28 protein-coding genes and 1 pseudogene are annotated in these 25,551 nt (G+C 69.9%); 15 read left to right on the forward strand and 14 right to left on the reverse strand.

Translation table 11 applies throughout. From position 1 onward, the window contains the following. Positions 1-300: 300 nt before the first annotated feature. The 6 genes and pseudogenes from AB0F58_RS26265 to AB0F58_RS26290 all read right to left on the reverse strand — a co-directional run bounded on the left by AB0F58_RS26265 (position 301) and on the right by AB0F58_RS26290 (position 5,815). Positions 301-591: a hypothetical protein gene (locus AB0F58_RS26265; protein ID WP_357148189.1), complete on the reverse strand. Its 291-nt coding sequence runs from the start codon at positions 589-591 to the stop codon at positions 301-303. A 37-nt stretch (positions 592-628) separates the two neighbouring features. Beyond that, entirely contained in the window at positions 629-910 is a 282-nt protein-coding gene (locus tag AB0F58_RS26270) for a hypothetical protein (RefSeq protein WP_357148192.1), read from the reverse strand. Between the two features lie 647 nt (positions 911-1,557). Continuing rightward, positions 1,558-2,715, reverse strand: a complete 1,158-nt coding sequence (locus tag AB0F58_RS26275) for a peptidoglycan DD-metalloendopeptidase family protein (RefSeq protein ID WP_357148195.1) — start codon at positions 2,713-2,715, stop codon at positions 1,558-1,560. A gap of 952 nt (positions 2,716-3,667) precedes the next feature. Next, positions 3,668-3,904, reverse strand: a pseudogene (locus tag AB0F58_RS26280) (aminoglycoside phosphotransferase); the annotation flags it as partial. Positions 3,905-4,009: 105 nt separating this feature from the next. Then, positions 4,010-5,491 (reverse strand): fibronectin type III domain-containing protein, encoded by a 1,482-nt coding sequence (locus AB0F58_RS26285; protein WP_357148197.1) that lies wholly within the window; start codon positions 5,489-5,491, stop codon positions 4,010-4,012. 123 nt (positions 5,492-5,614) lie between these two features. After that, positions 5,615-5,815 (reverse strand): hypothetical protein, encoded by a 201-nt coding sequence (locus AB0F58_RS26290; RefSeq protein ID WP_357148200.1) that lies wholly within the window; start codon positions 5,813-5,815, stop codon positions 5,615-5,617. A 130-nt stretch (positions 5,816-5,945) separates the two neighbouring features. Between AB0F58_RS26290 and AB0F58_RS26295 the strand changes: the two genes are divergently transcribed. The 5 genes from AB0F58_RS26295 (at position 5,946) to AB0F58_RS26315 (ending at position 8,976) form a co-directional block, all read left to right on the forward strand. Beyond that, entirely contained in the window at positions 5,946-6,413 is a 468-nt protein-coding gene (locus AB0F58_RS26295; RefSeq protein ID WP_357148203.1) for a hypothetical protein, read from the forward strand. Next, positions 6,410-6,832, forward strand: a complete 423-nt coding sequence (locus tag AB0F58_RS26300) for an immunity 22 family protein (protein ID WP_357148206.1) — start codon at positions 6,410-6,412, stop codon at positions 6,830-6,832. The genes AB0F58_RS26295 and AB0F58_RS26300 overlap by 4 nt, the downstream gene beginning before the upstream one ends. 111 nt (positions 6,833-6,943) lie before the next feature. Continuing rightward, positions 6,944-7,072 carry a hypothetical protein gene (locus AB0F58_RS26305; RefSeq protein ID WP_357148210.1) on the forward strand — a complete coding sequence of 43 codons (129 nt, stop codon included), beginning with the start codon at positions 6,944-6,946 and terminating at the stop codon, positions 7,070-7,072. 327 nt (positions 7,073-7,399) lie between these two features. Next, on the forward strand, positions 7,400-7,792 hold the full coding sequence (locus AB0F58_RS26310; protein ID WP_357148213.1) for a hypothetical protein: 393 nt from the start codon (positions 7,400-7,402) through the stop codon (positions 7,790-7,792). A gap of 362 nt (positions 7,793-8,154) precedes the next feature. After that, the gene (locus tag AB0F58_RS26315; RefSeq protein WP_357148216.1) at positions 8,155-8,976 is read left to right on the forward strand and encodes an SAM-dependent methyltransferase; all 822 of its coding nucleotides are present in this window, start codon (positions 8,155-8,157) and stop codon (positions 8,974-8,976) included. 49 nt (positions 8,977-9,025) lie between these two features. On the opposite strand, the gene AB0F58_RS26320 is transcribed toward AB0F58_RS26315, so the two are convergent. Both AB0F58_RS26320 and AB0F58_RS26325 read right to left on the reverse strand, forming a co-directional pair. Further along, positions 9,026-9,271, reverse strand: a complete 246-nt coding sequence (locus tag AB0F58_RS26320) for a hypothetical protein (protein ID WP_357148358.1) — start codon at positions 9,269-9,271, stop codon at positions 9,026-9,028. Between the two features lie 558 nt (positions 9,272-9,829). Beyond that, the gene (locus AB0F58_RS26325) at positions 9,830-10,177 is read right to left on the reverse strand and encodes a hypothetical protein (RefSeq protein ID WP_357148219.1); all 348 of its coding nucleotides are present in this window, start codon (positions 10,175-10,177) and stop codon (positions 9,830-9,832) included. Between the two features lie 421 nt (positions 10,178-10,598). Here AB0F58_RS26325 and AB0F58_RS26330 point away from each other — a divergent pair, with 421 nt between their 5' ends. Then, on the forward strand, positions 10,599-10,865 hold the full coding sequence (locus AB0F58_RS26330) for a hypothetical protein (RefSeq protein ID WP_357148222.1): 267 nt from the start codon (positions 10,599-10,601) through the stop codon (positions 10,863-10,865). A 468-nt stretch (positions 10,866-11,333) separates the two neighbouring features. On the opposite strand, the gene AB0F58_RS26335 is transcribed toward AB0F58_RS26330, so the two are convergent. From AB0F58_RS26335 to AB0F58_RS26345, 3 genes are all read right to left on the reverse strand, one after another. Next, positions 11,334-11,537 (reverse strand): cold-shock protein, encoded by a 204-nt coding sequence (locus AB0F58_RS26335; protein WP_088983346.1) that lies wholly within the window; start codon positions 11,535-11,537, stop codon positions 11,334-11,336. 519 nt (positions 11,538-12,056) lie between these two features. Continuing rightward, positions 12,057-12,290, reverse strand: coding sequence for a pentapeptide repeat-containing protein (locus AB0F58_RS26340; RefSeq protein ID WP_357148226.1), 234 nt, complete (start codon positions 12,288-12,290; stop codon positions 12,057-12,059). Between the two features lie 265 nt (positions 12,291-12,555). Further along, positions 12,556-12,963: a hypothetical protein gene (locus AB0F58_RS26345; protein ID WP_357148228.1), complete on the reverse strand. Its 408-nt coding sequence runs from the start codon at positions 12,961-12,963 to the stop codon at positions 12,556-12,558. 152 nt (positions 12,964-13,115) lie between these two features. Between AB0F58_RS26345 and AB0F58_RS26350 the strand changes: the two genes are divergently transcribed. From AB0F58_RS26350 to AB0F58_RS26370, 5 genes are all read left to right on the forward strand, one after another. Beyond that, positions 13,116-13,994 carry a hypothetical protein gene (locus AB0F58_RS26350; protein ID WP_357148231.1) on the forward strand — a complete coding sequence of 293 codons (879 nt, stop codon included), beginning with the start codon at positions 13,116-13,118 and terminating at the stop codon, positions 13,992-13,994. 176 nt (positions 13,995-14,170) lie between these two features. Further along, the gene (locus tag AB0F58_RS26355) at positions 14,171-14,500 is read left to right on the forward strand and encodes a metalloregulator ArsR/SmtB family transcription factor (RefSeq protein ID WP_357148234.1); all 330 of its coding nucleotides are present in this window, start codon (positions 14,171-14,173) and stop codon (positions 14,498-14,500) included. Beyond that, entirely contained in the window at positions 14,500-15,237 is a 738-nt protein-coding gene (locus AB0F58_RS26360; protein ID WP_357148236.1) for a cation transporter, read from the forward strand. Before AB0F58_RS26355 ends, AB0F58_RS26360 begins: the two co-directional genes overlap by 1 nt. A 128-nt stretch (positions 15,238-15,365) precedes the next feature. Beyond that, positions 15,366-17,615 (forward strand): hypothetical protein, encoded by a 2,250-nt coding sequence (locus AB0F58_RS26365; RefSeq protein WP_357148239.1) that lies wholly within the window; start codon positions 15,366-15,368, stop codon positions 17,613-17,615. A 158-nt stretch (positions 17,616-17,773) separates the two neighbouring features. Next, positions 17,774-18,424, forward strand: coding sequence for a hypothetical protein (locus AB0F58_RS26370; protein ID WP_357148242.1), 651 nt, complete (start codon positions 17,774-17,776; stop codon positions 18,422-18,424). A gap of 173 nt (positions 18,425-18,597) precedes the next feature. Here the strand turns inward: AB0F58_RS26370 and AB0F58_RS26375 are convergent, their stop codons facing one another. The 3 genes from AB0F58_RS26375 to AB0F58_RS26385 form a co-directional block, all read right to left on the reverse strand. Further along, positions 18,598-19,326: a GAF and ANTAR domain-containing protein gene (locus AB0F58_RS26375; RefSeq protein ID WP_357148245.1), complete on the reverse strand. Its 729-nt coding sequence runs from the start codon at positions 19,324-19,326 to the stop codon at positions 18,598-18,600. Between the two features lie 91 nt (positions 19,327-19,417). After that, the gene (locus AB0F58_RS26380) at positions 19,418-20,140 is read right to left on the reverse strand and encodes a GAF and ANTAR domain-containing protein (RefSeq protein WP_357148247.1); all 723 of its coding nucleotides are present in this window, start codon (positions 20,138-20,140) and stop codon (positions 19,418-19,420) included. Positions 20,141-20,487: 347 nt separating this feature from the next. Continuing rightward, positions 20,488-20,814 carry a hypothetical protein gene (locus tag AB0F58_RS26385; RefSeq protein ID WP_357148249.1) on the reverse strand — a complete coding sequence of 109 codons (327 nt, stop codon included), beginning with the start codon at positions 20,812-20,814 and terminating at the stop codon, positions 20,488-20,490. A 386-nt stretch (positions 20,815-21,200) separates the two neighbouring features. On the opposite strand from AB0F58_RS26385, the gene AB0F58_RS26390 reads away from it, so the two are divergent. The 4 genes from AB0F58_RS26390 (at position 21,201) to AB0F58_RS26405 (ending at position 25,497) form a co-directional block, all read left to right on the forward strand. Beyond that, positions 21,201-22,016 carry an endonuclease/exonuclease/phosphatase family protein gene (locus AB0F58_RS26390; protein ID WP_357148252.1) on the forward strand — a complete coding sequence of 272 codons (816 nt, stop codon included), beginning with the start codon at positions 21,201-21,203 and terminating at the stop codon, positions 22,014-22,016. A 199-nt stretch (positions 22,017-22,215) separates the two neighbouring features. Beyond that, positions 22,216-23,631 (forward strand): N-acetylglucosamine/diacetylchitobiose ABC transporter substrate-binding protein, encoded by a 1,416-nt coding sequence (gene ngcE, locus AB0F58_RS26395; RefSeq protein WP_357148255.1) that lies wholly within the window; start codon positions 22,216-22,218, stop codon positions 23,629-23,631. Between the two features lie 55 nt (positions 23,632-23,686). Then, entirely contained in the window at positions 23,687-24,595 is a 909-nt protein-coding gene (locus tag AB0F58_RS26400; protein ID WP_357148258.1) for a sugar ABC transporter permease, read from the forward strand. Beyond that, entirely contained in the window at positions 24,592-25,497 is a 906-nt protein-coding gene (locus AB0F58_RS26405; protein ID WP_357148261.1) for a carbohydrate ABC transporter permease, read from the forward strand. The genes AB0F58_RS26400 and AB0F58_RS26405 overlap by 4 nt, the downstream gene beginning before the upstream one ends. Positions 25,498-25,551 lie beyond the last annotated feature (54 nt).

Below are 25,551 nucleotides of genomic sequence, written 5' to 3' on the forward strand. Positions count from 1 at the left end.
CTGCGGCCCGTTTCTCGCACCGTCCCCGGAACGGACGGCCGGCCCGGCTCCGGGCTGCTGTTCGTGGCGCACCAGCGGCAGGTGTGCGTCGAACAGGTCGTGGGTCTCGTCGCGTCGGCCCTTGCCCAACAGGGCGACCAGGTCGACTAACAGCCCGGGGAAGCAGTACCCGGTCATCGCGCCGTCCGCGCCGCGTTCGAGTTCGAAGTCGAGGAAGAGCCCGCCGTTGCCGCAAAGGACCGACAGTCGCCGAGTGGTTGCCGGCGGCCCCCATCGTCCGCAGGAAAGTGATCTTATCCGTCACTCCTGCTGCCAGCCCGCCTTTCCCAGGAGCCCCAGAACGGTCTGCGTCAGCGCGAAGAACGCCCAGAGGAACGCCCAGTACTGCATGGGGATCGAGTACAAGCGGTGTTCATTGTGGTAGGCCTTCGGGTCGTCGGTGCGGTTCATCCGCCGCCCGACGAACCACGTCGCGATACCGGCCACGAGGAAGCCGCAGGGTACGCCGGGGTAGCCGCCGAGCTGGTATCCCACGGCGACCGTGACGGCGGGAAAGATGACCGCCAGGATGCCAACGCCCGACCACCACATGTCGTCTCCAGCGATCGACGGCAGGACGGGCCTCAGCCTATCGAAACCCCACCCACCGAAGTCCCAACGGAGTACCTGATCTGCCGGCGTCGGCGAGAATCGTGTCGAACGCGGCCGGGTACTTGCCGTCCCTGTCGCGGATCAGGTACTTCACCGGGCAGCCCGCGTCTTTGAGGTCCATGACCAGGTTGCGGGCGATCTGGGCCACCCACGCCGCGGTCGGGTGCGCGGTCGAACCGAGGACCCGGACCCGGGGGGTGGCATGGTCGATGACCGCGAGGACGTAGAGGCGGGCGGGTGTAGGAGGACTGCCAGCCACGCCCGGTCGGCTGGGGTGAACCGGACCCGGTCACGGTGCAGTTGTCGTTGCAGGACCATGATCTGGTGCCGCAGTGCGAGGATTCCGGTGTCCTTGTCGCGGCACCCACACGAACCGCGACTGGAAGCCTCGACCGGAGGAACCTCCCGGTGTGATGAGCCCGTGACCTGGTCACCCTGCTGGACTGCGGTGCCATGCCGTGGAGTGCGGTATCCACCAGCTCAAACGCAACCGAGCCCTGGCCACCCGCTACGAGAAACGTCTATTCCAGGTCAGGTCCGGCATCTTGCACTACCGAGGCTGAGACGTAGATCGGTCGCTACTGCCGCGAAGGCGAAACAAACGTCCAGTGAGACGAGGCCGAGCACGCAATCTTCGCCTACGTTGACGGCTGGTACGACGCCCGCCGTGTCCAAAGGAACTCGGCGACCGCAGCCCCGACGAGTACGAGACCGCCTGGCACCACCAACAGACCAACCCGGCCGAGCCAGACGTCATCACCCCTGCACCAACCGGCAGCAGGTAGCCACCGCTCCATCAAGCGGGGGAGACTCACGGCGGGCTGCCCCGGTAGCTCTCCGGCTCACCGGGCGAGTCGGTGGCGCGAACGCCAGGGCCGGGAGCCGTGGCGCTCGCACCGTCGCTCGTCAGTAGCTGCAGCCCGAAGTCGGCAGGCTGGTCACCGGCGGGGGCGCGGCCCCGTCGTACACGGCCAGAAGCCACGGCTGGGGGCAGCGGCGGCCGCCGCCCACCTGGATCGCCAGGTGCAGGTGTGGCCCGGTGGAGTTGCCGGTGTTGCCCGTGTCGCCGATCTGCTGACCTGCGGACACCTGCGCACCAGACCCGACACGGTGGGCGGAGAAGTGGCAGTACGTGAAGATCGCGCCGAGCGCGGTGAGCGTGGCGCCATTGCCGCAGCTGGCGTTGTAGAACGTCTGGACGGTGCCGCTCGCCACGGCCAGGGCCGGCGTTCCCGTCGGGACCCCGATGTCGATGGCCGGGTAGTCATGATGCGGGTCGTCGTACTTGCTGCGGGGCGCGGCGCTGCGCGGCAGCGGAAGCGAGTGCTGCCCCACGACGGTGTTGGTGTACCAGATCGCCGTGGCGCCCTGGTACAGCACGAGGTTGCCGTCGTTCTGCAGTACGAGGTGGACTCCGGCCCGGCCGGGTGTGCTCGTCTGCCAGAGGGACGTGTTGTTGGCTCGGTACATCACCAGGTTGCCGTCGGTCTGCATGACCAGGTAGGCGCCCGGATGGCCATCAGTGTCGGTCTGCCACGAGTACGAGCCGTCCGGCCGGTACAGGACCAGGTTGCCGTCGGTCTGCATGGCCAGCTTGTGGCGCCTGTCCGCCGAATACATGTCCTGACCGGGCGTCAACCGCTCACCCGCCGACAGGACACTCTTGGGGATCCAGGTGTCGGTCTGCCACAGCACCCGGCCGGACTGCAGTAGCACGAGGTTGCCGTCGTCCTGCAGTTCGAGGCGGGCTCCGGCCCGGCCGGGCGTGTTGGTCTGCCAGATGAACGTGCCGTTGGCCCGGTACAGGACCAGGTTGCCGTCGGTCTGCATGTCCAGGTAGGCGCCCGGATGGCCATCAGTGTCGGTCTGCCACGAGTACGAGCCGTCCGGCCGGTAGAGGACCAGGTTGCCGTCGGACTGCATGGCCAACCTGTGCTGCCGGTTGCTGGAGACCAGATGCTGCCCGCCGGTGAGTCGCTCGCCAGGGCCCAATAGGCGGGTGCCGTGAGCCGCCTGGACGGGCGATGCGACGGCGGCGATCACGCCGACCGTCATGATTGCCACCGACACGGCTCCGGCGACCGCGCGCCGCCATCGTGTTGTTGTCACTGTTCGTCTCCTCAGGGGTCCCGGGCCGCTGCCCCGGAACGTGGTCTCACCGGTTCTGCGGCGAGGGTCTGGCGGTTCGTCCGGTCCGCGTCCGCAGCCGGCACCCGTGGAGGTGTCGGCGCGGTCGTCGATTCTGATGGAGCGCGTCGAGCCCGGGTTCGAGCTGATCGATACGGTCGCCGAACGTCGGTCAACCGGGGTCGCTGCCCTGTGGCATCCGGCAGAGGTCCGGCTGAGCGGCGAGGGTGGCTCCGATGACGCCCGGCCGAGGACGGCGCGGTCACCGCCGCCCAGCGCGGACGTACCGTGGAAGTCCTGTGCCGTCGGCCCGAGGTGGCGCACCTCGGGCCGACGGTGCGGTTGCCCTACCGGCCCTGCGGCGGCGGGTTCGCGTCGAGCAGCGCCACAGCCACCGGCCGTTCGGACTCCGCCCGGCTACCGGCTGAGGTGTCAAAGGATTGATCATTCGGTCCCTTGCCGGGTCGGACGGTGCCGCCCTTGTGTGACGAGTCCAACGCGCGGGAGCGTCCAGCGCCGGGCACACGATACATGTGCATCTATCGCTTGGGTGCGACGCCGCCAATCCATAGCTGGGGATGCGTCAGGGCCTGACTGGACCTGCCCGCGCCGGTGGCCGGCATCCGGCAGGCCGAGGCCGTCACCGAGCCGGTGTACCTGGACCGCGATGCCATAGAGTCTCGTGACGTCACTGCGGTTGAAGGTTTCCAAAGCGAAGGCAATGGCCCCACCCATCGCTGGACCACACACGACCGTAGACAAGCCCTCACACGGCCCCTCGCTCCTGGCCAGATGGGCCTTGGGCCCACCAATGTCGCTGGTACGGCCAGCATCAAGGCGGTGGTGACGCGCTGGTCGCGGATTTGCTGCCGCCGACCGCTGGCGATCGTTACAGGTCGGCGAACGGGGTCCAGCGTGCGGTGTCGTCGCGTTGGTGGATGGATTGCAGCCGGACTGTGAACTCCCGTGCGATGTGGGGCCCCGAGGCGAGCAGCGGCACGGCGGCGGCGACCATCTTCAGCTCGCGGGTTTCTTTGAGGATCGGCCAGGCGGGGTCGGTGGTGACGTCGTAGCCGTAGGCTGCGGCGAGACGGGTGTGGGCGCCAGGTCGACCGAAGCGACGGTCGGCGCTCCCACCGGACGCCGGCGGTGCCGCCGGGCGACGGGATCACCACGGGCTCGCGGTCGGGGGCCGCAGCACGGCGCTGTCACGGCCCCCGGCCGCTGATCGTTACGGCGGGGGCAGGTACATGGCCCGGACGGTGACGCGTGGGCTGGGCGCCGACTCGTGGCCGCCCGCGTCGACCGCGAGGACGACGTACTCGTGGGTGGTGCCCGCTCCCACGGGAAGCGTCAGCGACGTGCCGGCGGTCTCGCCGACCACCGTGGCTCCCTCGTACAACCGGTAGCCGGTCGGTGGCTCGCCTCCGGTCGGGGGAGACCAGGTCAGGGTCACCTGTGCCGAGGACGGCCACACGGCCGGGACGTTGCCGGAGACGACGAGGGAGGCGGGCGCCGCCGGTCGGGTGGCCGGACCGTCCGGGGTGGTCACCCCGACCCGCCGGCTGCGGGGGCTCTCACCGCAGCCCTGCGCGAGGTTCGCGACCACCCGGTACGCGTGTGCCGACGCGGAGGGCAGTCCGGTGAGGACGACCTCCGGGTACCGGGTGGTGGCGACCGGGGTGTCCCCGTCGAGCACGGTGTACGAGGCGGCGGTGGAGGCGAAGATCCAAGCGAGGCGCACCGACGACGGCGACACCCCGGTGACCCGCAGGTCCACCGGCCGGGGCGGTTCGGTCAGGCAGGTCTCGGTGGCGACTGTGGTGGCGGCGCTGTGGGTGGACTCGTTGCCCGCCGCGTCCACGGCGGCGACCGTGAACCGGTGCCAGGTGGCGTGGTAGAGCCGGTCCACCGTGACGGTCGTCCCGGTGGTGACGGCGACCGGCGTCGCGCCGTCGTGGACCGCGTACCGGGTCGGCGGGGTGCCGGGCGGAGCGGTCCAGGACAGGCCGACGGTGGAGTCGGTCCGACCGGTCACGGTGAGCCCGGTGGGCGCCGCCAGCCGGGCCGGGTCACCCGGTGCGGTGGTGGCGGTGATGGAGCCGGCCAGCCGGGGGCCGCCGCTGCCGGGGCACCGGCTGTAGCGGTAGAGGGCGAACTGGTGGGAGGCTGCCGGTGCCAGGCCACCGACACGGGCGCTGGTCCCCGAGACCGGGCCGAGGCTACGGCCGTCGACACGCAGTTCCAGGTCACCGCCGAGCGGGTGCCGCGTCCAGGCGACGGCGACCGCCGAGGCGGTGACCTCCCGGACCGAGATCGACACCCCGGGATCGGGCATGCACTCGGGGTTGTAGCCGTACTGCCAGGACCGCCCGGTGGCCGGAGTGGCGCGGACGGACTCCCGGCCCCGGCGGTCGACCGCCGTGACGGTGTAGGTGTGCGTGGAGCCGAACGGGACCTCCAGGTAGGTGGCGGTCGTCGTGGTCCGCGCCACCACCTGGTCGTCCTCGTACACCCGGAAGGCGACGGCCCGGGAGCCGGTACGCGGTTGTTCCCAGGTGAGCGAGATGCTGCTCCCGGTCGTACTCGCCCAGAGGGCGGCAGGCGTGGCGGGGCCGGAGGAGCCGGCCGAGGCGGCGGGTGCGGTGGTGGCCACGGTGCCGAGTACGACGGCGAGCAGGACGGTGCCACGGTGACGGAGCGGTGGGCTCACAGAGATCCTCTCAGATCTGCGAAGTTCGATGAATTCATCGAAGCCGCGCCGTGACGCCCTGTCAATTGGCCATTGGGAGCGCTCCACTGGTATCGGTGTGCCGGACCTCCGGCGCGTCCGCCGTCAGGACGTAGGCTCCTGTGGCCCATCCGCCCGGCGGGTGGCATGGTCGATGACCGCGAGGACGTAGAGGCGGGCGCCGGTCAGCGTGGTCGTCTCGAAGAAGTCGGCGTCGCGCAGTTCGCCGCCGCCCGACGGAAGCTGCTCGACACCGTAGTTCGCCTGCTCGATGCCGAACCCCGCCCCGCAACCCACAACCCACAACCAGCTAACCCTTGTCCCGCTCCGGTGGGGGATCCGGGATCTCGTCCGTGGTCAAGCCGGGCGGGCCGGGTGGCGCGCACGCCATGAGGTTACCCGCGAGCCCGTCGGGGCCGCTGGATACGATGAACGCGTGGGTGTTGTCTCGTATCCCTGGTGGCACACCCGTTTCGCGTCCGTGCGGATCGATGCGGCCGCGCCCGACGCGGCCGGTGTCGCGCGAGCCCGAGCGGAGCTCGGAAGCGGTCTGGGTTTCGCCGAGCCGTTCGTTCTGCCGCCTCTGCTCGCCGAGATGCTCGGAGCGGGTGTCCTCTGGTGTTCCCGCACTGCGGGTGACCGGTATGCGGAGTTCGGCTGGTGCGGCGCCGAGATGGCCGAGGCCTTCCGCGGTTATGAGCTCGCCGAGTACATGCCAGCGGCGGTACCGCTCGCCTTCGACGGCGGCGGTGGCCTCTACCTGCTGGACGCGCGCGCCGGTCACAACAACGGACGGCAGCCGGTCGTGTGGTCCCACTCCGGCAGCCTCGGATGGCACCCGGAAGACCACCGCCCAGTGGCCCCGGACTTCGAGTCGCTCGTGCGGGACGAGAGCCTGACATGAGGAAGGACGGTGCCCTCCAGGTCCCGGGGCTCGTGTCGATCTGGGCAGGCCGGCTATCTGACGAGGGTGCCCTCGACGACTACGTGAGCTTCCGCTACCCGCCCGACGGTGAGAGCTGGAGTCCGTTCACCCGCGATCACGGGCTCGGGTGGGTGGACGAGGACCAGGCGGAGGCAGCCTGGTTCGCCGGCGGCGCGTACTCGCTGGCCGGTCACAGCTACGGCGGCTCGTTCGCGGCGGCCGCGGACGTGGACCTCGCCCGACGGTTCCCGGAGGCGAACAGCGTGTACCTCGTGTACGACTTCGACGCGAGCGCGGCGCTGGTCTCCGGATCCGCCCTGCTGGCGTTCCTCGGTGCGTACCCGTATTGCAAACAGCGTGCCGCCCTGTGGCTCTCAGCGGGACCGCAGCAGGCGTAGCGCGGCGGAGAACGCGAAGGTCTGCGGCCGGGTTCGTCCGTCGCCGAGTTCGAGGTACGCGCCGGTTTCCCCAGACCGGTCCCGACATCCAGGGCGGTGAAGGTATCGGTGATGAGCACCGGAAAAGCGGGCCAGGCGATCCGCGATCCCGCTTCCGCTGGCAGGGCCGATCCGGAACTCGATGTCTACGACGAAGTCGAGCGCGGCTTGGGGATGCGCGCTCCTGCGGCGGCGAGCTGATCGAGGTGGGAGCCATGCTCGAGCAGGGAGAGGTCGTCCTTCCGAGCACGAAGCCGGTGGCGATCATGGGGAGCCCGAGCGGAGCGAGGGGCGCGAGCTGGCGGGCGAGAGGATCGGGCTTCTCCGGGTCGGCTGGAAGGAACTCCACGTAGCCGAGGGAGAGAAGGTCGGTGAGACTTCGATCGATCAACGACGCGTGTACGTGCAACGCAACGCAACCGCCGCGGTTGATGCCATCCTGATCGCGGCAAGGGCCGCGAAACGGGCAACGCCCGACAGTTGGCCGCGACTTTCGGCTCAGCCGCTCACGGCGGATACGCTGCGTCGGTGAGGGAAGAGTTTCGGCTGGGCGGTGTTGATCTGGGGGTGGACGGCGACCGCAGTTCGGTCGTGATCGGCGATTCCGGCCTGCTCACCGCCGAGCTGAGCGCTGCGGCAACGCCCGCCGGAACGTCGCAGTGGGCTCTCGCGCCGCCGCTTCTGTATTTCCGAGGCGTGCCCCTCACCACCGCGGGCGACACCATGACCTTGACGGTCGACGACGAGGCGTTGGACGCCTACGACATCGCGCTCTATTTCATCGAGCACCGAGACGTACAGGGAACACTGACCGTCCGGCCGGACGGGCTGCTGGTCTTCTCCGGCTTCGTCGCCTCGAACGGCATCGGCCCCGCACAACGACTGACCGTGTCGCGACGACTCAGCGCCCGACATGCCTGAGTGGGTGATTTGAGAGCGTATGTCCACTGCGGGTTTGTAGACGGTCTGAGGGTCCTCGCCAGAGGGTCGTCGGTGGATGACGTGAAGGGTGAGTCCGTGTCGTAACCGGTGGTCCACCGTTGTGCGCTCGACGCTGCCAGTTGCTCGCGGCGGATCAGCGCCCTCGTGCAGGTCGGCCGTTTAGGCAGTGTCGTCGTGCGGCCGCGCGGCCCTGCTGCGGCACGGGATCGCTCGGCCGGCAACGCCTCATCTACCCTCAGGCATGTCTACAGTGGTGGGTTGGTCCGGTGTCGGTGCGCTGCCCCTGCTGTGGTCGCTCGCGCCAGCCGGCGAACGACATTGCCGTACGGAGGATCGAAGCGTTGACGAGCAAGGTTCCTGCGCCCGGTGTCGACACCACCCGGCCCAGCATCGCCCGGATCTACGACTATTACCTGGGCGGTAAGGACAACTTCGCGGTCGACCGGCAGGCGGCTCAGATGGCGTTGCAGGTTACGCCGGACGGCTTGGAAGCGGCTCGGGCCTGCCGGACCTTCCTCCGTCGGGCGGTGCGGTACCTGGCCGCGGAGGCCGGCATCCGGCAGTTCCTCGACCTCGGCTCAGGGCTGCCCAGCCAGGGCAATGTGCACGAGATCGCCCACCAGGTGGACCGGACCGCGCGGGTGGTCTACGTGGACAACGATCCGATGGCGCTTACGCACGGTCGGGTCCTGCTCGCGGACGCCCGGACCACCACCGTGGTCGGGGGCGATGTCCGGCAGCCGGAGGAGTTGCTGGCGCACCCTGAGGTGCGGAAACTGATCGACTTCGACCAGCCGGTCGGGCTGTTGCTCTTGGCGATCCTGCACCATCTGCACGACAACGACGACCCACGGGGCATCACCCGCCGGCTCACCGCCGCCCTGCCCGCCGGGAGTTACCTGGCGATTTCGCACTTCCACGACCCTGGCGAGGCACAGCCCGAGGTCTCACGGCGGGCGCGGGCGGTGGAGAAGGTCTTCAACGAAACTCTGGGCACCGGCCGGTGGCGCACCCGTGAGGAGATCACCGGTTTCTTCGGGGGCCTGGAGCTGCTGCCTCCCGGGCTGGTCCCCCTCGCTGACTGGCGCCCGGACGGCGATGAGGGCTCCCGGCAGACCGACACCTACCACACCATTCTCGGCGGGGTCGCCCGCAAGCCCTGAGCGCCCACCCGGGCCGGGCCGGCGGAGGCGCTGGCCCCGCGCCGCCGGGTCAGCAGCCGGTGCCCGGGTCGTCTCTGGTCGGCTCGACGCACGTCACCGACGCTCCGCTGGTGGCCCGCCGGAGCAGTTCGTAGCGGCTGTCGCGTTCGGCCGGATCCAGCGCGCCCAGCACCTCGTCCTCCGCGGCGGCCAGCGGGCACTCGGCCTCGTTGAGACGCTCGGCGCCGCTGTCGGTGAGGCGCACCACGTGCCAATGGCGGTGCACCACGCCGTCGTTGCCGCAGGCGGCCAGCACCTCGCCGTCGTCCGGAAAGCCAGCGAGGTGACCCGCCGTCCGTGTCCGCGAAGGGTGGGCTGAAGCTGCCCGGTCCGTATGTCCCAGAGCCGGGTGGTGCCGTCGTTGCTGTTGGTCGCCACCTGGGCCTGGTCCGGCCGCCAGACCACCGGCCAGACCGAGCCGTGGTGCCGGGTCAGCTAAAGATCATCGGCAACTCCGACAGCTCGAACGAGTTCTGGTCCGGCTCCGACGGATCCCGATGCGCCCAGTACACCGGCGTCCTTGTCTGGTCTTTCGTCTCCGACGGCCGCCTCGTCGTCACCTTCGGCGGCAGGGTGGTGACCCCTAGACCCAACTCGCTCCGGATGCCCGCCCATGAGCCCGCCACGGCTGGCCGACCCTCGGCGTCAGGGACGACCCGGGAACGGTGACGCCGGTGTCACCAGTACTGGTGACACCGGCGCCACCGTTATCCGCTGGGCGACGGCGTTTCCGGCGCTCGGGGTGCATGGGGGTGAGTCGACCTCCAGATCGTCGCGGGGGGTCGGGGCAGCGATACTTGCAGCCTCGAGCCGCTCAGAAGTCGATCAAGTACTCGCCCCACACCTCGACGGCCGGCTTCGGTTCCCAGGGATAGACGGAGGACCGACACTCGGCGATGGACGTACGGGAGTACTCCATCTCCTGGGTGAAGCCGTAGACAGTCTGCCCGTCGGCGCACCGCGCCGCCGCCCTGTGTAAGCCGTGCCCCCTCGTGCAGGAGGTCATCGAGCTGTAGACGAAGCCCTGGTGTGTGTAGACGTCGAGATAGCAGCCGTCAGGCGGGGTCGTCGTGAAGTAGGGGGCGGCCTGAGCGGGTTGGGCGATGGCCACGGTGCCGACCACCAGCGCTGCGGTCAGTGCCGATGAGAGTACGCGTCCCACAGGTTTTCCTTCCTTGGCCGGATCGACGGCAGTGCGGGGAAAGCGCTTTCCAAGAGCTTAGAGCAGCTCATCCATGATGGTCAACGGATAGTCTTCGTGGTCGGCGTGCCGCGCCGGAGCCAGCTTCGAAGCAGTACAACCTGGGTGCCCGCGCGCCCATGTCCTGCGGTACGACCGCCAGAGCAGGAAGACGATTGCAGGTGCAAGAGCAATCAGAGCAATGCCGATTGCGGTCATCACCGGTTCACCGTCGGCAGCCTTGTCGGCTCCGCTGAAAAGGTTGAGTCGGTGTTGAGATGGGTGGCAGTGGTGTCTGGTCGTGGGTTGTCCTGATGCGGGGTTCGAGGCGCACGGTCATGTCGGACCTGATCGTTAAGATCAGCCGTCCCCGTCTGAAGGAGCTGTCATGAGAACATCGCGCGTGATCATTGCCGTTAGCATGGCCCTCGTTCTTGCTGGCTGTGGTGGCGGACACGAGGGCGACTGGTCCAACGAGCAGCTACAGAAGGACGGGGCCACTGCGGTCAAGCGCGACCTCGGCGAGGATGTGACCCTCCAGTGCGAGGGTGGCCTCACCAACCGGCAGGGCTCGTCGATCCGCTGCAAGGGCTCGGACGGTTCGGCCTACATCATCGACGTGAAGAGCGAGGGCGAACTTCGCGCCAGCGGCGGCACCCAGCCGTTCTGACCCGGGCTGCGGCTTCTGCAGGGGGCTCTGGCCGTCGCGCTGCCCCTAGGGCAGCCCGGGCATCATGGTCTTCATCAGACCGCGTGGAAGGTTGTGGCACGTACTCCAGGCGGTGGGTGGTGGAAGGCCGACACCTACGAGAAGATCCACCATGAGTCCCTGACAGACATCGAGGTGTCCGGCCGATAGGGGTCACTTCAGAGCACCTGACCGAAGACGTGGACAGGTTGACGTGGAGTACACCGTTGCGGGGCCCGGTCGTGGCCATCGCGATCGAGAAGAGCGGGATCGCTCTGCGGGTGGGCGCCGCTGCCGCCGTCGTCGGTTGACGACCACGTCGCACGCACGACCGCAGCGATGCGCGCGCCAGTGGCGGCGGTGAGATCGGCGCGCGTGTCCCGGTAGCGTGGGGGAGACGCCGAACGGCGGCCCGCTGAACCAGTCGGGCCGCCGTTCGCACCTTGCGGATCAGAGTGAGCGGATGTTCTCCGCCTGCAGGCCCCGCTGGCCCTGGGTGATGTCGAACTCCACCCGCTGGTTCTCGTCGAGGCTGCGGAAGCCGCTCGCCGAGATCCCGGAGAAGTGGGCGAAGACGTCAGCGCCGCCGCCGTCCTGGGCGATGAAACCAAAGCCCTTGTCGCCGTTGAACCACTTCACGGTACCTGTAGCCATGTCTGCTCCTTCGCAGGCTGTTAGAGACCGCACTGCGCGGACCCTTACGCCGCCGCGTTGATCACCCGCGCCGGAACCGACACGACAAACGAAAAAACGCCTGCAAGGGTTTCAGATAACCCCAACAGGCGTCGAGAACGTCTACGGAAATCAAAACTGCAACTGGGCAACCGTAGCACAGATCTCGAACCCGGCCGGGTTCTACCGCCAGTCGCTGCCCCCGACCTGACGTCGGTAACCGTGTCCAGGGTGGCGGGATGGTTGCCCGACGGCGCAAGTCACCAGGGTGACCTCGGGAGTAGGGTCCCGGCCGCGGGCCAGCGAGCACGGTAGACGACGCGGCCGTGTTGCTGTCGGCGATCTTCACCGCGGCCAAGGTGCCGCTGCGGCACGCGGTCACCGCCGCTGCGGCGGGCACTGCTGTGGCGCCGCCACTCGGGCCCCCCAACATCGACGACACGGCCCAGACCGCCCCAGCGCTCTTTGGTGGTTACCGGTGTAGCCGGTCCGGCAGGCGCGTCAATCACACGGCGCTGGCCGGGGCACTCCCGCAGGCATCCGGGTGCGGTCATCGGTCCGGGCGCCAGCCAGGTCCGCGCCGGTCAGGTTCGCGCTTTCCAGGTCCGCGCCGGTCAGGTCCGCGTCGTACAGATTCGCCATGGGCAGGTACGCGCCGGCTAGGTCGGCGAGGGTCAGGTTGGTGTTGGTGAGATCGGGGTGGATCCGCCACAAATGCGGCGTGGAGATGACCACCGTCGCGGGCGGTATCGCGGCGGCCTAGCACGGTCACCGCCGCCTGGATGTCGACCGGCGGGGGGAGACGCCGACGGTAGGGTGGCCGCTTGGGCGCGGCCACCGCGCCCGGACAATTCGGCGTTCTGCGCCGACCACATCAATCGCTGACTGAGGGAATGTGTCGGGCTGGCTCGCGGCGAGCCTCGCCGTCGCCCGTCTCGGCGGCCTCGACCGGCAGGGCTCCGGCATCGCGGGAGTGGGCAGCGGGCCAACCGCGTCAGGATCAGTGGGAGCCTCGCGACGAGGACGGGGACTCCAGCGTCTCCAGCGCGCGGAGCACCAGGCGCCGGCCAGCCTCCTGGTTACGTGCCTCCTTGGAGTCGACCGGGTGCTGCAACACCCGCCGTAGCACCACCCGCACCGGGGGCAGCATTCCGCCGAATTGCTCCGCCAGCTCCGCTCGGACGCCCGACTCGACGTGCTCACAGCACCACGCGGCCAGCTCGTCGTCGTGGAACGTGCCGGGCCGCTCCTCGAGCGCGACCAGGAAGGCGAAGCCGTCCGAAGGGTCTGGCTGCGGCTCGAAGTCCGCCACCGCGCGGGCGAAGCCGCTGCAGTTGGTCTGAGAGCCGGCGGTGACCTGAACATCGCGGACCGGGGTACGCCACGCGAGAGTGCGGATCGGGGCCATGCTCGCCAAGCTACAGAGGATGAGGCGCGACCCGGGGCAGGACGATCATCTGGTAGCCGGTCCCACATCGACCGGGCCATGGCCAGGCTCCGATCACCGTGTGCTGGTCGGGGCTCGCGGCTCCCCGGACTGTCCGTGACATGATGTCGCCCATGGGGAAACAGCAGGACGTCGGCGGGCCCAACCGTCACAGTGGGTCAGGTGCCGCCGCGGCGACGGGTGACGGCGTCGATGCGCGGCTCGCCTTGGCGCAGGATCCCGCAACGCCCCAGCTGACCCTCATCGACCTGGCGTCCGACCCGTCGGCCGTGGTCCGTAAGGCGGTCGCGAACCGCACCGACGCGCCCGCGCAGGCACTGCGACCGCTGACCCGGGACCATGATCGTCATGTCCGGGAGGCGGTGGCGAGGAACCCCTCGACCTCGGTCGCCAATCTCCTGCGACTCGTCAAGGACGCCGACCGGTGGGTCCGGTGGGCGGTCGCCGGCAACCCGGCCTGCGACGAGTCGATTCGCCAGGTGATGCTGGAGGCCTCCGACAAGGAGCTACGCGGTCTCCTCGCGGAAAGCCGCGAGCTGGAGCCCGAGCTGGCCGCGCGGTTGGTCGACGACGTCTCACCCGAGGTACGGGAACGACTCGCCACCCACACCCATGACCCCGACGTGATCACCGCTCTGATGGCCGACCGCACCGCGCGGGTACGCAAGGGGCTCGCCCGCAACCCGCGGACCACCACCGCCCAGCGCAGCGTACTTGCCCAGGATCCCGTGGTGGACGTCCGCGTCGCGCTGGTGCTTGCGCTGGAGCTGGACGAGGCGGATCTGCGACGCCTGCTTGACGACCGCTCGGTGCAGGTCCGGATGGCGATGGCGAGGTCGGAGGTGGTCCCGCCGCACATCCGGCAGGCGCTCGGTCGCGATCCCGACGAGATGGTTGCCGGCGCGGCGCGCGACTTCCGCCCCGGAGCGGGCAACGGCCCGGCGGTACGGGCTCCGCGCGCCGGTTACCAGGCCTCCGGGACTGCTGGCTGAGGCCGACGGCGGCGCCCGGCGCTCAGGCTGGCGGAGCCGCCCTCCTCCGCCTGTGGCCTCGCGCGGCTGTCATCCTCCCGTAAACCTCCGGTGTACCGGGTCGGCAACCGGGTGTGCGGTAGGCCTGCGGTGCCGAGCATCGTGAATAGTACATCGTTGGCTGTACTATTCTCGGTGTGGAGACGTTGACGTACGGGCAGGTGCTGGCGCGGTTCGGCCACGCCCTGTCGGATCCGACCCGGGCGCGGCTGCTGCTGGCCCTGCGTGACGGGCCGGGATACCCGGCGGAGCTGGCCGAGTTGCTCGGCACGACCCGGCAGAACCTGTCGAACCACCTGTCGTGCCTGCGCGGGTGCGGCCTGGTCGCCGCCGTGCCGGAGGGGCGGCGCACCCGGTACGAACTGGCCGACGCGCGCCTGGCGCACGCGCTCGGGGACCTGTTGGGCCTGGTGCTGGCGGTCGACCCGGCCGCCTGCCCGGATTCCGACGAGAAGGGCTGCTGCTGATGAACCTGCCGCTGGTCGAAGCGACACCGGCGGGGCCGTCCGCGGCGCGCCGTCAGCTGCTGACCCGGCGGGTCCGGTTGCTGGTCGCCGCGACGATCACCTACAACGTCGTCGAGGCGGTGGTGGCGATCACCGCCGGCACGATCGCGTCGTCGACCGCGCTGATCGGCTTCGGTCTGGACTCGGTGATCGAGGTGTCGTCGGCGGCAGCGGTGGCGTGGCAGTTCGCCGGCCGCGACCCGGAGTCCCGGGAGAAGGTCGCTCTGCGGATCATCGCGGTCTCGTTCTTCGCCCTGGCGGCGTACGTGACGGTGGAGTCGGTGCGGGCCCTGGTCGGCGGCGCCGAGGCCGAGCACTCCAGCATCGGGCTGGTGCTGGCCGCGCTGTCGCTGGCGACCATGCCGGTGCTGTCGTACGCCCAGCGCCGTGCCGGCCGGGAGCTCAACTCCCGTTCGGCGGTTGCCGACTCCAAGCAGACCCTGCTCTGCACCTACCTGTCTGCCGTCCTCCTCGTGGGCCTGGGGCTGAACAGCCTGTTCGGGTGGTCGTGGGCCGACCCGGTCGCCGCCCTGGTCATCGCCGCCGTGGCGGTCAAGGAAGGCCGGGAGGCCTGGCGTGGCGACGCCTGCTGCGCACCCACCGCCGCGCTCGTCGACGACGCGGCGGATGGCGCCGACGCGGGCGACCGGTGCGGCTGTCGGCCGGGCTGCTCCTGCTGCGCGGCGGACGCGACCTGACCGGGTGGGCGCCGCACACCCGGAACCGCTGACCCCGCCGCACGGGCCGCAGTCACACGCGCCGGCCAGGACGGGGCGGATCGACCGATTCGGCAGCGTGGCCCCCGCTTGTTTGTCACCCTGACCGCGTGGATAGGGCACCTTTCGGCGAGGCCGTCGAGTTGCGGGTACACGGGGTGTCCGGCGCGACGGCGGAGAAGATCCTCGATCATCCGATCGTGGTGCGGGTGGCCGGGGACCGGCACGCCGGCTTCTACCGGCCCCGGCCGGGCACCGGTGATGCCGGTGGTGCCACCTCCGGCGTCGTCGTGGAGGCGTACCGGTGGGGTGCTCTGACCGCCGGTGCGGCGGTGCGTACCGCCTCGATGCTGCTGCTGTTGCCGTTCATGCTGGGCAACCTCGCGGTCTGGCTGCGTCCGACGCCGACCGACCGGTTCGGCCTGCTCGGTGCGTTGTGCCGCCTGCTCGGCGGCACCCTGACCGCTGCCTTCATGCTCTCGATCATCGGCGTCACGCTGAATCTGGTGGGCTGGCAGTGCGTGCCGTACGACCGGTGTCGCGCGGGCCGCCCCTACCTGTCCTGGCTCGTGGTGCTGCCGACGGGTCCCCGACTGGCCCTGCTGTCGCTCGTCCCGCTGCTTGCGCTGCGCGTGATCTGGGCCCTCGGGGCCCGCTCTGCACGGGCGTTCGAGGGCTTCGGCCGGTCGCCCACGCGACCGGAGACCTCGGAGATGACCGGGAGTCTCGGTACCCCGGGGTTCTGGGACGACGAACGGATCTCGGCCTGGCTCCGTCAGGTCCACGTCGGGATCGGCGCCGGCATGCTCGACGCCAGCCTGCTCGCGGGTGTCTCGCACGCCGGGACGGGGCCGGTGGGCGGGTTGCTGTTCGGCGCTGCGGTTGCCCTGGTGGGGGCTTGCTCGGTGCTGCTCTGCCTGCCCGTGCCGGCCAGCCGAGCGGCGGCACTCCGTCTCCTGCGCCCCCTGTGGGCGGCCACCGTCGGGGTGACCGTGCTGAGCCTTGGCTACGCCGTCCTCACGCACGCGGCGCGGCCCGTACAGGGACAGTTGCCCGGCTACGAGGGCAGCGCCGCCGGCCTGGTCGCGACGCAGGGCGTCCTGCTCGTCGTCCTCGCCGTCGTCACGTTCGTGCGCCAACGGGCGGCCCCGGCCGGGGCCCGCCCCTTCCTGCGCGGGCTCGGCACGCCCATCGTGGCGGCGGCGGCGGTGAGCGTCGCCGGGGCCTTCACCGCCACCCTGGTCTTCCGGGTCGCCGACTATCTCGACCGGGGCCACGTTCCCGACCCGATCCGGCCGAACCCACAGGCTGTCGGCCCCCTGGAACCGCCGGTCGCCTACTGGTGGGTCGCACTGGCCGGACTCACCACGCTCCTGATCGTCGCCGTGGCCGCCACCGCCACGCTTCTGCTCAGCCGACGGCGGCGACGTGACCTGGCCGAGCACATCACCGAGCAGGACTACCCGGATGTGCCCACGGACGCCGTACCCCGGCTCCGTGCCGTGCGGGAGGCCATCGCCAGATCCCACGTGACCGAGGAACTGGGCCCGATGCTGGTCGCCTTCTTCATGATCTCCTCGCTGGGCCTGGCCACGATCGTCCTCGACCTGATCGGAATCGGTCCCAGCCAACTCGCCGCCAAGCTCAGCGGGCAGCCCGGGACCTCGCCCCTCGCCGTGTACGTCACCGACGCCGGAATCTGGGTCATCAGCCTGCTCGTGATCGGTCTGATGATTCTCGGCTTCCGCTCGTACCGGTCGGTGGAGACCCGCCGCGTCGTGGCAGTCCTGTGGGACCTGGGGACCTTCTGGCCGCGTACGGTCCACCCGTTCGCGCCGCCCTGCTACGCCGCCCGGGCGGTGCCCGAACTGGCCAAGCGGGTGTCCGCGCTCGCCGAGCGGGGCACGGTGGTCATCTCTGGGCACAGCCACGGCTCGGTCCTGGCCGCAGCCACCATCCTGCAACTACCGCCGACCGCCCTGCGCGGTGTCGCGCTGTTGACCCACGGCTGCCCCCTGTACCGCATCTACGCCCGCCTCTACCCGGCCTACCTCGGCCACCAGACGCTCTGCGAGCTGGGCGAACGGCTCGACTGGCGGTGGCGCAACCTCTGGCGGGACACCGACCCCATCGGTGGCACCCTCTTCGACCACCACCGGGGCGCCCGACCGCCGTGCGACACCCCGGCGGCCGACGCGGTCGACGTCCGCCTCCGCGACCCTCGTAGCGTGACCGTCGACCCGGCGGACACCGTGCCGCCACCGATCGAGCGGCACTGGCCGTACCACACACAGTCCCAGTACCAGACGGCGGTGCGGGAACTCGCCGACCTGACCGGTCAGCACCAACGCGGGTCGTGACCGCGACCCCGGGGTGAGCGGGGCGCCGCCGCCCAGCCGACCGGACGGAATGCGCGTACGGTGAGGGTGCCGCCCGGGACCCCGGCCGCACCATCCGTGGCCGCGCTCCACGCGCCGCGGAACATGCGTCATGAGCACCCCGAAGGAATGTGAGCGCGATGGTCGACATCGCCAAGGGGCACGGAACATCTGCCCCGAACACCCCCGTGACCACCAACGGGCGGCCGGTACCAAATACCGGGCGTCAGCTCGGTACCGCCTGGCATGCCAGCCCCGGTTCCACCGGGGCGCCAGACTCCGCGTACGGGGTGACCGGGCGACCGGCCACTGCGGCGCGGTACCTGCTGGCCGGCCTTCGTCTCGCGCTGGGCTGGATCTTCCTGTGGGCGTTCCTGGACAAGCTGTTCGGCCTCGGCCGCAGCACCGGCTCCGAGAACGCATGGCTGGACGGCGGAAGCCCCACCGCCGGGTTTCTCGGCACGGCCGCCACCGGGCCGTTCACCGGTTTCTACCACTCGATCGCCGGCAGCCCCGTCGCGGACGTGCTGTTCATGGCAGCCCTGCTCGGTATCGGCGCCGCCCTGCTCCTCGGCGTCGGCATGCGGATCGCCGCCGCCGCCGGTGCGCTGCTGACCGTGCTGATGTGGACCGCGGTCCTGCCGCCGGCCAGCAACCCGTTCCTGGACGACCACCTGGTCTACGCCGCCGTCCTGGTCGTCCTGGCCCTGCTGGGCGCGGGACGCACCTGGGGCTTCGGCCGCAGGTGGGCGGCGACCGCGCTGGTGCGCCGCAACACCTGGCTCACCTAGGAACAGCGGCTGGGCACGGTCTGTCGCCCGCCGACGGGTCGTGCCCAGCTCCCTCGCCGATCGAGGCAGCCGGTCACTGCTCCCCGACATGGGCCGCTGCCGGGCTGGGTGCTACACGCCCGCCATGGGGGATGGTCCGTACCCGCGCCGCCGCACCCGCCAGGAGCCGGCGATCAGCGCGGCTGGTTGGCGACCACTCGCGGGGCGAACTGCTCGGAGCCGTCGATGATCGCCTGGGCCATCTCGGGCATTCGCCGATTGCGACTGCGGGCGCTGTCGCGCAGTAACGCGAAGGCCTCACCAACGTCGATCTGAAGGCGTTCGGCGAGGACGCCCTTCGCCTGTTCGATCAGGACCCGGCTGTTGAGCGCGGTCTGGAGTTGCTCGGTGAGGAGCTCGCCGCGGTAGATGGCGCGTTGCTGGAGCAGCCCGATGGTCGCCACGTCGGCGAGTGCCTGGCCGATCCGCAGCTTGTTCTCGTCGAGGGTGCCCGGTTGGACGTCGAACAGGTTCAGCGCCCCGATCACCTCGGACCGCAGGCGCATGGGCATGGCGTGTACCGCGGCGAAGCCGACCTCGGCCGCGGCGGCGGTGAACGTCGGCCACCGGTCCGTACCGGGCAGGTCGGCCACCGACACGGGACGGCCGGTGCGGAAACAGTCGACACAGGGGCCCTGGTCGGTCTGCAGCTGAAACAGCTCCAGCAGCCTGGTCCGCTCCGAGGACGCGGCCACCACCTGGAGGGCGCCCTGCTGGTCGGTCAGGAGCAGTCCCGCTGCGGAGACGCCCAGCAACTCGACGCACCGTCCAGTGAGAACGTGCAGGAAATCGAGCACGTCGAAGTCATCGACGAGCGTGTCGGCCATCTCCACGAAGACGTCCGTTAACTGGCTCTCGGCCATGTCACCCACCTTCACCACACCATAGCTCCGCCCTCGCCCCGGCGCAGGACGGGGCAGGGTCCCGGCGCGACCGCGATCGGCCCCGCCCTGGTCATGTGTCGCCCTGCGGCGGGTCCGGGTCGAAGCGCAGGCGTCGGGCGACCACGTCACTGGCGACGTCCCGTAGGCGCCGGTCGTGTGCGTAAGCGAACGCACGCAGTCGGACGAGCGCCACGGTCATGGGCACTCCCATCTGGACACTGATCATCCCGGTCGCCTGATGCACCTCGGGATGCCGCAGGCCCGACTGCTCGGGCCAATGATCGTCTTGGTCCGGACGTCTCTCCGGCGGGTCGTCGAGCAGTATCGCGCACGCCATGTCAGCCAGCACCAGAGCGTCGGCCAGTTGCCCGTCGTCGAGTCTCCCGGCCCGCGCGCGGTAGAGGTCCAGCACGCCGAGACGGATCCCGCCGATGTGCAGTGGCAGCGCGAACACCGCGTGGATCCCGACGGCCATGGCTGCCGTCGCGAATGCTGGCCAGCGGGCCCGGCAGTGTGACCCCGCCAGGTCCGCGACCAGCGCGGGACCGCCGCTGATCGCGTCCACGGACGGCCCCTCACCCAGCGTGAGGGTCAGCTCCTCCAGGTTCGAGGCAACCAGGTCACTGACAGCCAGTGTCTCCCGTGGGGTGTCGCGCAGTGACACCGCGACGGCGGCGGAGTCGACGCCGGTCACCGCCACCGACACGGCGCAGACGTGCTCGACCGCGACGGTGCCCCCCCGTGCCTCGGCGACGACCAGGGCCCACAGCCGCAGCCTGCGCTCGGTGCTCACCGGTCCGCCGTACCGGGCACGAGCGGGGAGTTCTCGTCGGACCCGGCCGCCCCCGGCAGGTACGGTGACCCCGAACAGGGCCGAGCGGCCCGGCGGCGGGAGCTGCCCCCGTCGAATCGCTCGTCCATGATTGGCTCCCACCAGATCGTCCGAGACGGACAGACACGTGTAGCTGACCGGGGTCCCGGGCGACGCCCCACCGTACGCTTCCGGACCGACGCCACGGTCCTCGGCAGGCTCGCACCGACCAGTCGGCAGGATTCGCCCGGACGCGACGGCCGGTCGGATCGCGGAACGACGCCGCACCGGAGTCTCCGCTCGACGAGTCGGTGGGAGAGGCACCCGAATCAGCTCGGCAGCCGGGGCGTGATCTGCCTGGAGTGATGGAGCTGTTCCGCGGCGCGGCGGGCGACGATGTCGGTCACCCAGGCGAGCCCGTCGAGGTCGGAGGAGGCGGACGTCGGCGCGAGCCGCCACACCTCCACGAAGACCGCGCGCGTCACGGCCACCGCGAGCGCCGGGCTGCCCAGGCTGTCGGACAGTTGGGTGAAGATGTCGCGGACGAGACGGCGGTAGAACCGACCGAAGGCGGCCTGGTCGCGGGCGGCGATTCGCCTGACGAGATCAGTGACCGTTTCCGGGACCGGCATGCCGTGCGTCGACGGAACAGGCATCCAGGGCTCCTGATGGTGTGCCTGGGGTCAGGGACACCACCGGGGACCAGGGCGGCTGTTACGGCTGTCAGCGTACGCGACGGTCAGCCACCGAGCGCGACGCCGCCGCCGAGCCGTCCGGCGGGGTGCCTCGCCGTCATCCGCCGCACCCTTCCTTTCCGCCCGGCCCGCACGGTCGTCGTCGGGCCCCGGTCGGTGACCCGGTAGGTCCGGAAGCACCGGCCGGTTCCTGTAGAGAAGCTTCGATATCGACTACCATCGCGGTAATTACCTTCTCCGCCGGCCACCCTCGAGTCGGCGTCACCGGACAAGAAGGAATCACCATGGTGGGTAGCAGACGATGGTCGGCCCGGAGTGCGGCCGTCCTGGTCAGTACGATCGCGCTGGTGACCGGCCTGCTGCCGGCAGCTCCCGCCGCGGCGGCGAACGCGGTCTTCTCCACGGCGACGTTGAACATCTACCACGGACTCAGCCAGGCCGACTTCCTCTCCGACCTACGGCTGATCACCTCGAAGGCGGACCTGGTCGGCCTCAACGAGGTGGGGGACCGGAAGGCCTATCTCCAGGACTGGGCCGCCGCGAACGGCTGGTGGTTCTACGCGCCCGAGCCGACGAGTGCCGCGCAGGAGGCCCTGTTGGCCAGGAAGAGCATGTTCGACGTGCTCGACAAGAGGTCCGTTTTCGTGTGCGACACCAACGGGCCGGGGGAGGTGCCGCCCGCCCGCTACAACAACTGGGTCACGTACCGGCACAAGGCGAGTGGCCGGAACGTCACCCACATCAACGTGCACCTGAACGCCAGCATCGAGAACAACGGTCGGCCGGAGGACCTGCCGCGCACCCGGTGCGCCGAGGAGCAGATCCAGAGCATCAAGAACCTGGCCGCCACCAAGAAGGACGACGGCCAGGTCATCGTCAGTGGCGACTTCAACGTCGACTTCAGCGCCGACCGGGCGTACGGGTACGAGAAGTTCCCGTGGAAGGTCTTCGAGGCCAACTCCCTGCCGAACCTGCGCTCCGTCTACAACCTCTACGGGGAGAAGGGCACCGGGACGCACACGTCGAATCGGCACATCGACTACGTCTACTTCTGGAAGCGCCTGCCGGAGCACCAGGTCATGTGGATGACCGACTACAGCATCGTCGACGGCACGAAATCCGACCACAACGGCGTCGTGGCGACGTTCGCCATCCAGCTGTAGTCCGTCGCCGTCACGTGGTGGCGGGACGAGAAGAAGGAACGCCGAGGCCGTGGGTCTTGAAGTCGGGGCGGTCCTGCCGTAGAAATTCTTCAGCAGCATCTGAAGAAGTGAAGACTAGCGACAGGCTCCCCCGCCCCTCGCGCGGCGGCCGTCATCCCCCGGAATCCGGCGGCCGCCAGTACCGATTCGAGGAGAGAGCATGAACAGGCGTGACATCCTGCGGCGCAGCGCCGCCGCCGGCCTGCTGGCCACCCCCGCCGCCGGCCTGCTCGCCGGCTGCGCCACCTCCGGCGGTGGCGACAAGGGCGACACCGAGGTGTACAAGGGCACCAAGAGCGAGCAGAACCCGCTGGGCGTCAAGGAGGACGCCCCGCTGGAGGTCGTGATCTTCGACGGTGGGTTCGGCGAGGACTACGCCAAGGCCCACGAGGCCATGTACACCGAGCGGTACCCGAAGGCGACGATCAAGCACTCGGCCACCCAGGAGATCAGCAAGACCCTCCAGCCGCGCTTCGTCGACGGTACCCCGCCGGACGTGGTCAACAACTCCGGTGCGGGCCAGATCGACTTCAACGGTCTGGTCTCCCAGAACGCCCTCGCCGATCTCGGCGAGCTGCTCTCGGCCCCGAGCCTCGACATTCCCGGCAAGACCGTCCAGGAGACGCTGCTGCCGGGCGCGGTGGAGGTCGGCTCGTACGACGGCCGGTTCCTGGTGATGAACTACACCTACACCGTCTACGGCATCTGGCACTCCACCAAGCTCTTCGCCGACCGTGGCTGGGAGTACGCGAAGAACTGGGACGAGCACATCGCCCTGTGCAAGAAGATCAAGGCCGCCGGCATCGCGCCCTGGACGTACGCGGGCAAGCACCCCCGCTACATGAGCTGGCCGGTGATCTCCACGGCGATCAAGTTCGGCGGTCCCTCGGTGGCCACCGCGATCGACAACCTGGAGCCCAACGCCTGGAAGTCCGACGCGATGAAGGCGTCCGCCGACGCCTGGCACCAGATCGTCAAGGACCGGTACATCCTCGACGGCACGCCGGGGCTGGACCACGTCCAGTCGCAGACCGCGTGGTGCCAGGGCAAGGCCGCGTTCATCTCGTGCGGCTCGTGGCTGGAGAGCGAGCAGAAGTCCGTCACCCCGGCCGGGTTCAACATGACCGTGGCGCCGACGCCGAGCCTCGGCAGCGGCGACAAGCTGCCCTTCGAGGCGGTCCGCGGCACCGCCGGCGAGCCGTTCATGGTGCCGGCCAAGGCGAAGAACGTCGCGGGTGGCCTGGAGTACTTCCGGACCATGCTGTCGAAGAAGGGCGCCCAGGACTTCACGAAGAAGGTCGCCAGCCTGACCGTGGTGGCCGGGGCCACCGAGGGCGTGGAACTGCCGTTCGGCCTCACCACCGTGGTCAAGGCGCTGGAGGCGTCCGGGGCCAACGGCTTCAACTGGGTCTACAACAACTACTACCGCAAGCTGGAACGCAACCTGGTCGACGCCGCGTGCGGCGAGTTCTTCAGCGGGCGCATCGGCCCGGCGGAGTTCCTGGACCAGTGCCAGAAGGGTGCCGACTCGATCGCCCAGGACAGCTCGATCAAGAAGTACAAGCGGGCGGCGTGACATCCCCGGCCGGGCGGGGCAGCCCCCGCCCGGCCCCCGCCGGAGAGTAGGCCCCATGAAACACGGCAAGTACCCGCTGATCGTCACCTTCCTGGTGCCGCCGCTGCTGCTGTACGTCGTCTTCGTCGTCTCGCCGTACCTACAGGCGTTCCAGATCTCCACCACCGACTGGCTCGGCTACTCGGCCGAGGCCAACCCGGTGGGCCTGGCCAACTTCCGGGCCATGTGGCACGACGACTACGTCTGGAACGCGTTGAAGAACAACGCGGTCCTGCTCGCCCTGGTGCCGGTGCTGACCATCGGGCTCGGCCTGTTCTTCGCCACCATGCTCAGCATGGGCGGGCGCAAGGGCCGGGCCGGGGTCACCGGGGCACGCGGCAGCGCGCTCTACCGCACCGTCTACTTCTTCCCGCAGGTGCTCTCGGTGGTGATCATCGCGGCGCTGTGGAAGGAGGTCTACCAGCCCAACGCCGGGCTGCTCAACGGCATCCTGCGCGCGGTCGGGCTGCCCGCGCCGCCCTGGCTCGGCGATCCGCGTACCGCGTTCTGGTGTGTGCTCGCGGTGATGATCTGGGCCAACGTCGGGTTCTACGTGGTGCTCTTCGGCGCCGCCATGTCGGCGATCCCACGGGAGATCTACGAGGCGGTGCTGCTCGACGGCGCGTCGCGCTGGACGACGCTGCGCCGGATCACCATCCCGCTGCTGTGGGACACCGTGCAGGTCGCCTGGATCTACCTGGCCATCGCCGCGCTGGACGGCTTCATCCTGGTGCAGCTGATGACCAACGGCGGCCCCAACTTCTCCTCCGACGTCATCGGCGTGCGGCTGTACGACACCGCGTTCGGCAGCGAGACCAAGTTCGGCTACGCCTCGGCGATCGGTGTGGTGATGTTCTTCCTGACCCTGTCGGTGGCCGTACTGGCGCTGCGGGTCAGCCGGCGGGAACGGATCGAACTGTCATGACCACGATCGACAAGTCCGCCGACGTCGTCGCCGGTCGGGGCCGGGCCGGCGGCGCAGACCGGGCGGTGCGCCGCGACCTGGGCGTGGTGAACGCCCTCTCGCACGGCTTCCTGCTGCTCTGGGGCGCGCTGACCGTGCTCCCGCTGCTGTGGATGTTCCTCAGCTCGTTCAAGAGCAACGCGGAGATCCTGGCCGACCCGTGGGGCCTGCCCGGCGAGCTGCGCCTCGACAACTGGACCCGGGCGTGGACCTCCGCGCACATCGGCCGGTACTTCCTGAACAGCACGATCGTCGTCACCGGCTCGGTCGCCCTCACCATGCTGATGGGCGCCACCGCCGCGTACGTCTTCGCCCGGTACGAGTTCCGGGGCCGTCAGCTCGCGTACTACCTGTTCGTCGGCGGCCTGATGTTCCCGGTCTTCCTGGCGCTGGTGCCGCTCTTCTTCGTCGTGCGCAACGCCGGGCTGTTCGGCACCTGGACGGGGCTGGTCCTGGTCTACGCCGCGTACTCCCTGCCGTTCACGGTCTTCTTCCTCACCGCGTTCTTCCGCACCCTGCCCACGTCGGTGGCGGAGGCGGCGCTGGTCGACGGCTGCGGCCACTTCCGGTTGTTCTTCCGGGTGATGCTGCCGATGGCCCGGCCGGGGATGATCAGCGTCGCCATCTTCAACTTCCTCAGCCACTGGAACCAGTTCCTGCTGCCGCAGGTGCTGCTCCAGGGCGACGACTCGAAGTGGATGCTGGCCCAGGGCCTCGCCGCGCTGTCGGTCAGTCAGGGTTACGCGGGCGACTACGCCCAGCTCTTCGCCGGCCTCAGCATCGCCGTGGTGCCGGTGCTGCTGGTGTACGTCGCCTTCCAACGCCATGTCCAGTCGGGTCTGACCGCCGGCCAGCTCAAGTAGTCAGCCGGACCGTGAACCGGAACGGGGGAGGGGCGACCGGGGCGATTCCGAAGC

Source organism: Micromonospora sp. NPDC023956, from assembly GCF_040639195.1.
Taxonomy (GTDB): Bacteria; Actinomycetota; Actinomycetes; order Mycobacteriales; family Micromonosporaceae; genus Micromonospora.

Coding starts and splice junctions, on each gene's coding strand:
- AB0F58_RS26265 (WP_357148189.1), bottom strand. CDS start 591: ATGTGGTGGTCGGGCGTTGGCATCCTGGCGGTCATCTTTCCCGCCGTC.
- AB0F58_RS26300 (WP_357148206.1), top strand. CDS start 6,410: ATGAGGAAGGACGGTGCCCTCCAGGTCCCGGGGCTCGTGTCGATCTGG.
- AB0F58_RS26305 (WP_357148210.1), top strand. CDS start 6,944: ATGAGCACCGGAAAAGCGGGCCAGGCGATCCGCGATCCCGCTTCCGCT.
- AB0F58_RS26335 (WP_088983346.1), bottom strand. CDS start 11,537: ATGGCTACAGGTACCGTGAAGTGGTTCAACGGCGACAAGGGCTTTGGT.
- AB0F58_RS26345 (WP_357148228.1), bottom strand. CDS start 12,963: ATGGCCCCGATCCGCACTCTCGCGTGGCGTACCCCGGTCCGCGATGTT.
- AB0F58_RS26350 (WP_357148231.1), top strand. CDS start 13,116: ATGGGGAAACAGCAGGACGTCGGCGGGCCCAACCGTCACAGTGGGTCA.
- AB0F58_RS26360 (WP_357148236.1), top strand. CDS start 14,500: ATGAACCTGCCGCTGGTCGAAGCGACACCGGCGGGGCCGTCCGCGGCG.
- AB0F58_RS26370 (WP_357148242.1), top strand. CDS start 17,774: ATGGTCGACATCGCCAAGGGGCACGGAACATCTGCCCCGAACACCCCC.
- AB0F58_RS26375 (WP_357148245.1), bottom strand. CDS start 19,326: ATGGCCGAGAGCCAGTTAACGGACGTCTTCGTGGAGATGGCCGACACG.
- AB0F58_RS26385 (WP_357148249.1), bottom strand. CDS start 20,814: ATGCCTGTTCCGTCGACGCACGGCATGCCGGTCCCGGAAACGGTCACT.
- ngcE (WP_357148255.1), top strand. CDS start 22,216: ATGAACAGGCGTGACATCCTGCGGCGCAGCGCCGCCGCCGGCCTGCTG.
- AB0F58_RS26400 (WP_357148258.1), top strand. CDS start 23,687: ATGAAACACGGCAAGTACCCGCTGATCGTCACCTTCCTGGTGCCGCCG.
- AB0F58_RS26405 (WP_357148261.1), top strand. CDS start 24,592: ATGACCACGATCGACAAGTCCGCCGACGTCGTCGCCGGTCGGGGCCGG.